The sequence below is a fragment of the Cryobacterium shii genome (genome assembly GCF_004402595.1).
Classification (GTDB): domain Bacteria; phylum Actinomycetota; class Actinomycetes; order Actinomycetales; family Microbacteriaceae; genus Cryobacterium; species Cryobacterium shii.
Genome location: NZ_SOFY01000052.1, coordinates 1 through 1,993, shown reverse-complemented (window position 1 = coordinate 1,993; position 1,993 = coordinate 1). Strand labels below are relative to the sequence as shown.

At 60.8% G+C, this 1,993-nt stretch carries 1 protein-coding gene; it reads right to left on the bottom strand.

Annotation, left to right across the window (positions count from 1 at the left end):
- Window positions 1-143 precede the first annotated feature (143 nt).
- Window positions 144-1,327 (bottom strand): IS3 family transposase gene (locus tag E3O49_RS09955; protein ID WP_134366157.1). Its coding sequence is split into 2 segments (ribosomal slippage): window positions 144-1,066 and window positions 1,066-1,327, totalling 1,185 coding nucleotides; the frame shifts between segments, so codons are not numbered across the junction.
- Window positions 1,328-1,993 lie beyond the last annotated feature (666 nt).

The window sequence follows — 1,993 nt, the reverse complement described above, 5'->3', positions numbered from 1 at the left end:
GCAGGTTGCGGTCGATGCCGGAGGCGGCGGCGAGGTCGAAGTCGTCGAGGGTGGCGCCGGTGGGGAGGTTCGCGAAGCGGAACCGGCCGGAGAGGCGTCTGAGCTGCTGCGGGGATTTCGGACAGCGGAATTAGTGGATTCTTCTACGCTGCCAGGGCTGACTGTTGATAACCATAGTGGACTTCGTTAGGACGCCGGTAACCGAGAGCGGAGTGCCGACGCCGGCTGTTGTAAAACCCCTCGATGTAGCGAATGACGTCGCTGCGAGCTTGTGATTTGGTCGCATAAACGGTCCGGTAGACGCGCTCGTTCTTGAGCATCGAGAAGAACGATTCCGCCATGCTGTTGTCCCAGCACACGCCCGTGCGTCCCATCGACGAGCGCATGCCCAGGCTAGTCACCAAGGCCCTGAAATCGGTCGAGGTGTAGACACTGCCCCGATCGGAGTGCCAGATCGCGTCAGGCTCGATCTGGCTCGTTGCGGCGGCGTTCTTGAGAGCGTCGGCGACGAGCTCGGTGCGCATGTGATCGGCGATGGACCAGCCGACGACTTTCTTGGAGTAGCAGTCGATGACGGTGGCCAGGTAGATGAACCCTTGCCAGGTGTGGATGTAGGTGATGTCGCCGACGAACTTCACCCCGGGGCGGTCGGCGGTGAAGTCCCGTTTGACGAGGTCGGGCATGCTCGCGGCGGCCTCAGCGTCAGCGGCGGTGGTGATGCGGAATGGGCGCGGCTGACAGGCCACCAGGCCCTGGTGGCGCATGATCTGCCGTACCAGCTCGGGTGAGCACTCGGTCTTTTCCGCGGCGAGGTCGGCGTGGATGCGCCGGTACCCGTAGGTGCCCTCGGACTCCTCGAAGAAGTATTGGACCCGGGCTATCAGGGTCTCCCGGCGGGCCGCGGTGGCCGATTGCGGACGCGTGGCCCAGTGATAGAAACCGGACGTCGAGACGGTCAACCACAGGCACATTTTCACCACCGAATTCAGGTTGGCGGGCTCTGATTTTTGGGAATCGATGAATTCATACTTGCTCACTACCGCTGCTCCCGGGCGAAGTAAGCGCTGGCTTTTTTCAAGAAAGCGGTCTCCGCCCGCAGCTCCTGAACTTCACGCTCGAGCTCTTTCAGCCGGGCCCGTTCCGACACCGTCAGATCCGCCTCCGTGCCGCCGTTGGCCTCGCGGTACTTGATCAACCAGTTGCGCAGAGTCTCCGGGCCGACGCCGTATGCGGTGGCCACGTCCTTGATTGGTTTGGATGTGTTGATCACCTCGCGGCACAGCTCGTCCTTGAACTCCTGGGTAAATTTCCGACGTGATGCGGTCATGCTGATCTCTACTTTCAGTAGTCCCTCATTTTAAGAGGGCCCACTGTCCGAGAACTCCGCGGCAGGTCATACCAACTACGTGGACTACCCGTACCAAATACGACTATCCGCCANCCGTCATGCTTCATTCAGGGCCTCTTCCTGGGCGACTTTGATGCGTCTTAGACACCGCAATCAAACCCCAGGGAGAGGCTCCCGCCGCTTAAGCAGCAGGGTTCAGAACAAGAAGTGGGCAGATCTCATGGCCACCAACGGGCAGTTCTACTGGCCGTCAGCGGGCAGTTCCGTGGCCGCCTATGGGCAGTTTGGCATGGCCGCTAACAGGGCGATCCCGCCACGTTGAGATCGCCAACGGTGGCCGGTCGTGCGTCCGATCCCGACGCGCTTCGCGGCTGCGATCGGTCCGATCCCGGCGAGTATGAATTCCCAATACTCGTCTTCGCGGTTGAGGTTTCTCTTGCGCCCACGTCTAGCCATCTTCACACTCCAAATCTTGGTGGAGTGTTGCGACGAGGCCGAGAACTCGCCGAGCGCAAACGGACTACCTTTCAACGAGCGTCGACAGCTGGTCAAGTCCAAATGTGTGGTGTAACGGGTTTTCCGCGTGATTCTTGGATTTCTAGGCGCTGAGGGCGCCGAGTTCGGTTGTGGGTTCCTCCTTGTCGG